We start from the raw sequence: 7,239 nt of genomic DNA on the forward strand, positions 1-7,239 counted from the left end.
CATTTTAAATTCCACTTTTAATCATTTTCAGATCAAATGAAGGGCTTAGAAAAAATTATTAACGTTATCGCCAGTGCTGGTGCCGCAGTAGTTATTGTTGGAGCATTGTTCAAAATCTTACACTTAGAAGGAGCCAATCAAATGCTAATGGTAGGTATGCTAACAGAGGCTGCTATCTTTATCCTTTTTGCCATCCTTTACGCCACGGCTAAGCCTGAAAAAGATTATGAATGGGAAAGAGTTTACCCTGAATTATCTAAAGATTTCCAAGGAGAATTGCCAAAATCATCTTCTCGTGGTTCATTTACGGGAGGTTCTGGTTTGACTGCTAAAATGGACGAAGCTTTGGCAAATGCAAAAGTTTCTCCTGAAGTTTTCGACAACTTAGGTAGAAGTCTTAAATCATTAACTGAATCTGTATCAAAAATTGGTGAAATTTCAGATGCTACTATTGCAACAAGTGAGTATGCTAAAAATGTAAAAGCTGCTTCTGCTTCAGTTAGTGAAATGAATAAAGCTTATGGTGTTACTTTAAGCGCTGTTTCTGAATTGTCTACTGCAACTCAGGATGCTAAAGACTACCGTGCTCAGTTCCAAAAAATCACGCAAAGTATGTCTGCTCTTAATGCAGTATATGAATTAGAGTTGCAAGATACCAACAAGCATTTGAAGGCGATGAATACCTTCTATGGCAATCTTACTTCTGCTATGGAAAATATGTCTGATGCTAGCAAGGATACTCAACAGTTTAAGCAAGAGCTTGCTAAATTGACAAACAACTTAACTTCTTTGAACAATGTTTACGGAAGTATGTTGTCAGCTATGAAAGGCTAATAACTAATAGCTGATTGTAATGTCAAAGAGACAGAAACGTAAGTTTCGAAAGTAGTCATTCTTAAATGTTAAAATCCTCAAGTATAATATACGATGGCAGGTTTAAAAGAAACGCCCAGACAGAAGATGATTGGGATGATGTATTTGGTGCTAACAGCCTTGCTTGCATTGCAAGTAAGTGATGCCCTCTTACAGAAATTTGTGCTATTAAATAACAGCTTGGAAACGGCTAACCAGTCGGCAGCTGAAAAAAATAAAGGAACAATCCAAGGTATTGATTCAAAAATTAAGGAGTTACCAAACCCAGGTGCTTACGCTGATATTTCACGCAAAGCGGCTGAAGTACACAAAATTGCTGAAGCTGTAATTTCTCAGATTGAAGAAGCTAAAGCTAAAGTAATTGAGTCAGGTGGTGGTATCGACCCTGAAACTGGTCAAATCAAAAATCCAAAAGAAGAAGAAAAAGTATACCAAATAATGGTAGGCTCGGGTAAAAAAGGAATTGCTTACCAATTAGCCGCTTCAATGGAGGATTATGTTAGCAAACTTTCAGCTATCGCTGATAAGGGTACTGTGTTTCCTGCTCTAGCTTTAGGAGCTAAAGATGATCCTATTGCCTCGAGAGATGCTAATCAAAGAAATAAAGACTTTGCAGAATTAAATTTTGCTCAAACTCCAGTACCTGCTGCATTGGCAACTTTGAGCCAAAAGCAAGCTGAAGTTAGACGTTATGAAAGTGAAGTTTTAGGTCAATTGGCTGCTAAAGTAGGAGCAAAAGAGGTGAAATTTGACAAAGTATTTGCTCAAGTTTCTGCCAATGCTAATACTGTTGTTGCTGGTATGGATTATGAAGCTGAAGTATTTATTGCTGCTACTTCAAGTGGTTTTACGCCACGTATGAGCTTGAACGGTTCGGCACTTCCAGTGAAAGATGGTCGTGGTCAAATCAAATTCAAAACTGCTGGTGGTGAATATGACAAAAATGGCTTAGCTCGTAAATCATATACAGCCTCTGTATCTTACATGAGCCCAACAGGTCCAAAAACAGAATCAATCACAAAAGAATACTTTGTGTTGAAACCAACTTATAACATCGAAACAGCTACGTTACCTGCCTTATATTTGGGTTGTGCAAACCGTTTGAGTGTTGTAAGTCCAGGATTGGGTGCTTTGTGGAATCCATCTTTCTCTGCTGATGGTGGTGAAACAATTGCTGGAGAGCGTGGTAAAGTTACCATCGTTCCGAGTGCAGCTACTGTTACTTTGAATGTAACAAACGGAGGAACATTGTTGGGTAAAGAAACTTTCCGTGTAAGACGTGTACCAAGACCAGAAGTTAAAATCTATGGTAATGGAGGTGAAATTGACGAAAAACGTGGCGCTAGCGCAACTGGTCTTCGTACAATCGAGGCTCGTGCTCTTGCTGATGAATCGTTCAAGTCAACAAACCCTGAGGATGCTCAGTTCCGTGTATCTGAAATCTACGTAGCGTTGGCTCGTGGTACTAAGAAAGTAGGTGATGCTACTGGTAGTGGCTCTGTTAACGTTTCAAGCTTAGCATCTCAAGCACAAGCAGGTGATAGATATTATATTGAAGTGAGAGGAGTACAACGTAGAAACTTTAAGGGTACCGTTGAAAATATCCCTTATAACATGGCGAAAGTACTTCCATTGAACTAATTGCTGAATAAAATATTAGTTTGATTTCAATAAATATTGATAATCTGTCGTTTAGAATTCGAGGTTTATTGGTAAAAGCCAACCCTCTTTCCTGAAATTTGGTTGGTAATTGTAAAACTAATAGCGACTTAACTCAAATGAAGAATTTAGTAAAATACGCAAGTGTAGCCCTCATAACATTGGCAGCTTGCTCGTTGGCAACAGCGCAAGAAAAAGATAACAACGGAAAAAATCCAGATTCTGTTCGTCCGATTGATGATTCAAATATCATGTGGAAGAGACGTTTGTGGAGAAGAATGGATTTGAATGAAAAGCAAAATCAGCCGTTTTTCTCTAAAAATAACGAAATCACTAAATACTTAATTGAATGGGTTCAGAGTGGTGTTTTACAGCCATACAAAGACGATTCTTTGAGAAGAAAACTTTCAAAAGAAGAGTTTATGAAGAACCTTGAAATAGACGAAGAATTCAATGACAGCGCACTCTCTGATGAAGAAAAAGCTGCTGGTTTCGGTAACGAATCAGCTGCAACCTCAGGTGGTGGTACAGACGATGGTTGGGGTGACCCAAAACCAAAAGCTGGTGACAATAAAGTAGCTGGCTCAAAACCAGCGCCTGTTGTAGCTACTAGTGGAAATTATCGTTTTCCAAGAGAATTAACTATCCTCGAAATTAAAGAGGATGCTGTTTTCGACAAACAACGCTCAAGATTGTATTTCGATATTCAAGCAATTACAATCATTATTCCTGCCAGCAAAACAGCTGCAGGTTTTGATAAAATTGTTGCGTCATTCCGTTACAAAGACTTAGATAAACTATTCCGTAGTAATCCAAATTGTATTTACTACAATACGCAAAATGAAGCTCAGCATAAAAATATGGCAGATGCTTTTGACTTACGCTTGTTTAGTGCTCGACCAATTAAGTTTGGTAACCCAGAGGACAAAGACTTGGTAGATATGTATGGTGGTGACAAAAAAGGTTTGATTATGTCTCAGCAATTAGAATATAAACTAATGGAGATGGAGCACAACCTTTGGGAATACTAGAATAAGGTCATAGTATTAAGTAATAAAAAAGGAGATTCGATACGTCGAATCTCCTTTTTTATTACTCTGGATTAATGATTTTGAGTTGTTCTTTGAGTGATTTAGCTTTGGCTTTACCCAATAAAGTTTCTAATTCTTCAAGAGGTGCTTCATAAATCTTACTAACCGTTCCAAAATGTTTTAATAGTTTGGTTGCTGTTATCTTTCCAATTCCTTCAATATTTTCGAGTTGACTAATAATAAAATTCTTACTGCGTTTGTCTCTGTGTTTAGTAATACCAAAACGGTGCGCTTCATCTCTTAGACGCTGTATAAGCTTCAATGACTCTGATTTTTTATCAATGTAAAGAGGGATACTGTCTTCAGGAAAATAGATTTCTTCAAGTCTTTTGGCAATACCAATAATCGGAACTTTTCCATAAAGATTTAAAGCTTTTAGCGCATCACACGATGCCGAAAGTTGTCCTTTTCCACCATCTATAATAATTAAATCAGGCAGGTCTGCTTCTTCTTCCAAAAGTCTTGAGTAACGACGCGTGATTACTTCATACATTGTGGCGAAGTCATTGGGTCCTATGACTGTTTTGGGTGTAAAGTGTCGGTAATCTTTCTTAGAGGGAATACCATCTTTAAAACAAACCATGGCAGATACAGGATTTGTACCTTGAATATTGGAGTTGTCAAAACATTCGATATGTCTAGGAAGAGTTTTGAGCTGTAAATCATTTTTTAAGGTAAGCAAAACACGCATTTTACGATCGCCACCACTTTCCTCGGCAACTTGTCGGTCAGCTTTTTCTTTTCTGAAATACAATACATTTTTAAGAGACATATCCAGAATTTTTCGTTTGTCTCCAATCTGTGGAAGGGTATTTTCAACACCTTTAAGCTCTATAGCCAACGGAATATTTGTGATAACTTCTTTTGCTTCACTCTGGTATTTATCGCGCATTTCCCATACCATCATGGTCAATATATCTTCATCTAGCTCGTCGAGTTTCTTTTTTACATCCCATGTTTGAGTTTGAGTAATAAAACCATTCGTAATTTTCATGAAATTTAAGAATGCGGTTTGCTCATCGGATACAATTGAAAACACATCAACATCCTTAATATTGGGATTGACAACTGTTGATTTACTTTGGAATTTATCTAGTACCAAAAGCTTTTCTTTAAACTCTTGGGCTTCTTCAAAAGCAAGTTTTGAGGCTGCAGCGAGCATCATTTCCTCAAAATATCCCTTCGGTAAACTCAAGTTTCCTTTAAGGATATGTTTTGCTTGGTCTATTTCAGCAATATATTCTTCCTCTTTTTGTAATCCCTCACATGGACCCTTACAGTTACCGATATGATATTCAAGGCAAACCTTAAATTTGCGATTATTAATATTAGAGGGAGTAAGATTGAGTGAGCAAGTTCTGAATTTATAGAGTTGCCCAAACATCTCTAAAATCGCATACATGGCTTTTTGATTGGCAAATGGGCCAAAGAAAGTCCCCAGTTTACGATCTACTCTTCGAGTGGTAATTACCTTTGGAAAAGGTTCGTTTGTGATACAAATAAAAGGATACATCTTGTCGTCACGCAACAAGATATTAAACTTGGGTTGGTATTTTTTAATAAGATTATTTTCCAAAAGGAGGGCATCAAATTCTGTATTCACAATCGTAAACTCGATTTTACGAATTTGACTAACAAGCCTTTTGGTTTTTCGGTCGTGCTGGTTTGATTTTACAAAATAGCTACTAACACGATTTTTAAGATTTTTAGCTTTACCAACATAAATAACAGTTCCTTCGCTATCAAAATATCGATACACACCGGGTTCTTCGGGAACTTTGGCCAATTCGGCCTTATAATCAAAATCACTCATAGAATTAATTCCTTTGTACAATAACTAGAACAACAAATCTACTTAAAAAATCAACGGTGGATGAGAAATGTTTGAAAGCTATTATCAAAAGTAAGTCGGTCTAAATCCACTCATTCTTAGCAATATATCCATTCGATAAGAATAGAGAATTAAATTGTTTTAAATATTTTTTGATTCAAAGATATAATTGTATTTTCGTGGTAAAATAAAATAACAGAACAGTACAGAACAGTTGTTGTCTGTTTTGCAAAAAGCTAACTAAAAAACAATCCCTATAAGATGGCAAACATTACATTGGGCGATAAAGAATATTTCGCTGGTATTGGTAAAATTCAATTTGAAGGTCGTGAATCAGACAACCCACTTGCATTCAAATGGTACGATGAAAATCGTGTGATTGCTGGTAAAACAATGAAAGAGCATTTGCGTTTTGCGGTTGCTTATTGGCATACATTCTGTGGACAAGGTGCAGATCCATTTGGTCCAGGAACACAGCAATTTCCTTGGGATGTAAAGGTGGGGGCTGTTGACAGAGCAAAAGATAAAATGGATGCGGCTTTTGAATTTTTTACTAAAATTGGTGCTCCATATTACTGTTTTCACGATATTGACTTAGTTGATGAAGGTAACTCAATGAGCGAGTACGAATCAAACCTACAGTCAATCGTTGACTATGCAAAGCAAAAACAAGCAGCTTCTGGCGTGAAGTTATTGTGGGGTACTGCAAACGTATTCTCTAACCCTCGTTACATGAATGGCGCATCTACAAACCCAGACTTCTCGGTGGTTGCACATGCTGGTACACAGGTAAAAAATGCGATTGATGCTACAATTGCCTTAAATGGTGAAAACTACGTATTCTGGGGTGGTCGTGAAGGTTATATGACCTTATTGAATACAGACATGAAACGTGAATTAGCTCACATGGGACAATTCTTAACGATTGCTCGTGACTATGCTCGTAAAAATGGATTTACAGGTAAATTCTTCATTGAACCTAAGCCTTGTGAGCCAACGAAACACCAATATGACTTTGACTCAGCAACTGTAATCGGATTCTTGAAAGAATATGGTTTAGAAAACGATTTCATGTTGAACCTTGAAGTAAACCATGCTACTTTGGCTGGACACACTTTCCAACACGAATTACAGGTGGCTGTGGATAACAATATGTTAGGAAGTATGGATGCTAACCGTGGTGATTACCAAAACGGATGGGATACGGACCAATTCCCTAACAACTTGAATGAATTAACAGAATCTATGTTAATCATTTTAGAAGGAAAAGGTATCACACAGGGTGGTATCAACTTCGATGCTAAAATTCGTCGTAACTCTACTGATTTGAATGATATTTTCTATGCACACATTGGTGGTATGGATTCATTTGCAAGAGCTTTGGTAATTGCAGATAATATTTTGACTAAATCACCATACAAGAAAATTCGTGCTGACAGATATGCTTCATTTGATTCGGGTAAAGGAGCAGAATACGAAGCAGGTAAATTATCATTAGAAGATTTGCGTGATATTGCATTAGCACATGGTGAGCCAGCTCGTACAAGTGGCAAACAAGAGCTTTTGGAAAATATCATTAACCAATATATCTAAAAGTAAAAGTTCGTATTAACAGAATAATGGATATAAAAAATCCCTCTTACGCTTGTGAGAGGGATTTTTTGTGATGAAGTCATCTTGACTTTTTGATTTTCTTCAATGCGATGATAATAAATGCTATAAAGTTAAAACCTATCCAACTTGAAAGCGTTGTATCGAATCGATTTAACAAGGACCTGTAACTAT

The 7,239-nt window shown here is 37.0% G+C and carries 5 protein-coding genes; 4 read left to right on the top strand and 1 reads right to left on the bottom strand.

From position 1 onward, the window contains the following. Positions 1–36 precede the first annotated feature (36 nt). The 3 genes from porL (at position 37) to porN (ending at position 3,563) form a co-directional block, all read left to right on the top strand. Positions 37–834, top strand: a complete 798-nt coding sequence (gene porL, locus QM524_RS23030) for a type IX secretion system motor protein PorL/GldL (RefSeq protein ID WP_283346413.1) — start codon at positions 37–39, stop codon at positions 832–834. 93 nt (positions 835–927) lie between these two features. After that, complete coding sequence (porM, locus tag QM524_RS23035) at positions 928–2,514, top strand: type IX secretion system motor protein PorM/GldM (RefSeq protein WP_166577349.1); 1,587 nt, start codon at positions 928–930, stop codon at positions 2,512–2,514. 137 nt (positions 2,515–2,651) lie between these two features. Continuing rightward, on the top strand, positions 2,652–3,563 hold the full coding sequence (gene porN / locus QM524_RS23040) for a type IX secretion system ring subunit PorN/GldN (RefSeq protein ID WP_095161290.1): 912 nt from the start codon (positions 2,652–2,654) through the stop codon (positions 3,561–3,563). Positions 3,564–3,624: 61 nt separating this feature from the next. Here the strand turns inward: porN and uvrC are convergent, their stop codons facing one another. Further along, the gene (gene uvrC / locus QM524_RS23045) at positions 3,625–5,436 is read right to left on the bottom strand and encodes an excinuclease ABC subunit UvrC (RefSeq protein WP_283346414.1); all 1,812 of its coding nucleotides are present in this window, start codon (positions 5,434–5,436) and stop codon (positions 3,625–3,627) included. A 279-nt stretch (positions 5,437–5,715) separates the two neighbouring features. Here uvrC and xylA point away from each other — a divergent pair, with 279 nt between their 5' ends. Continuing rightward, positions 5,716–7,047, top strand: a complete 1,332-nt coding sequence (gene xylA / locus QM524_RS23050) for a xylose isomerase (protein ID WP_283346415.1) — start codon at positions 5,716–5,718, stop codon at positions 7,045–7,047. Positions 7,048–7,239 lie beyond the last annotated feature (192 nt).

This window comes from Flectobacillus roseus, assembly GCF_030056595.1.
Classification (GTDB): domain Bacteria; phylum Bacteroidota; class Bacteroidia; order Cytophagales; family Spirosomataceae; genus Flectobacillus; species Flectobacillus roseus.

What these genes read in the sequence shown, in the direction of transcription:
- porL (WP_283346413.1), top strand. Translation starts at nt 37, where the DNA reads ATGAAGGGCTTAGAAAAAATTATTAACGTTATCGCCAGTGCTGGTGCC.
- porM (WP_166577349.1), top strand. Translation starts at nt 928, where the DNA reads ATGGCAGGTTTAAAAGAAACGCCCAGACAGAAGATGATTGGGATGATG.
- porN (WP_095161290.1), top strand. Translation starts at nt 2,652, where the DNA reads ATGAAGAATTTAGTAAAATACGCAAGTGTAGCCCTCATAACATTGGCA.
- uvrC (WP_283346414.1), bottom strand. Translation starts at nt 5,436, where the DNA reads ATGAGTGATTTTGATTATAAGGCCGAATTGGCCAAAGTTCCCGAAGAA.
- xylA (WP_283346415.1), top strand. Translation starts at nt 5,716, where the DNA reads ATGGCAAACATTACATTGGGCGATAAAGAATATTTCGCTGGTATTGGT.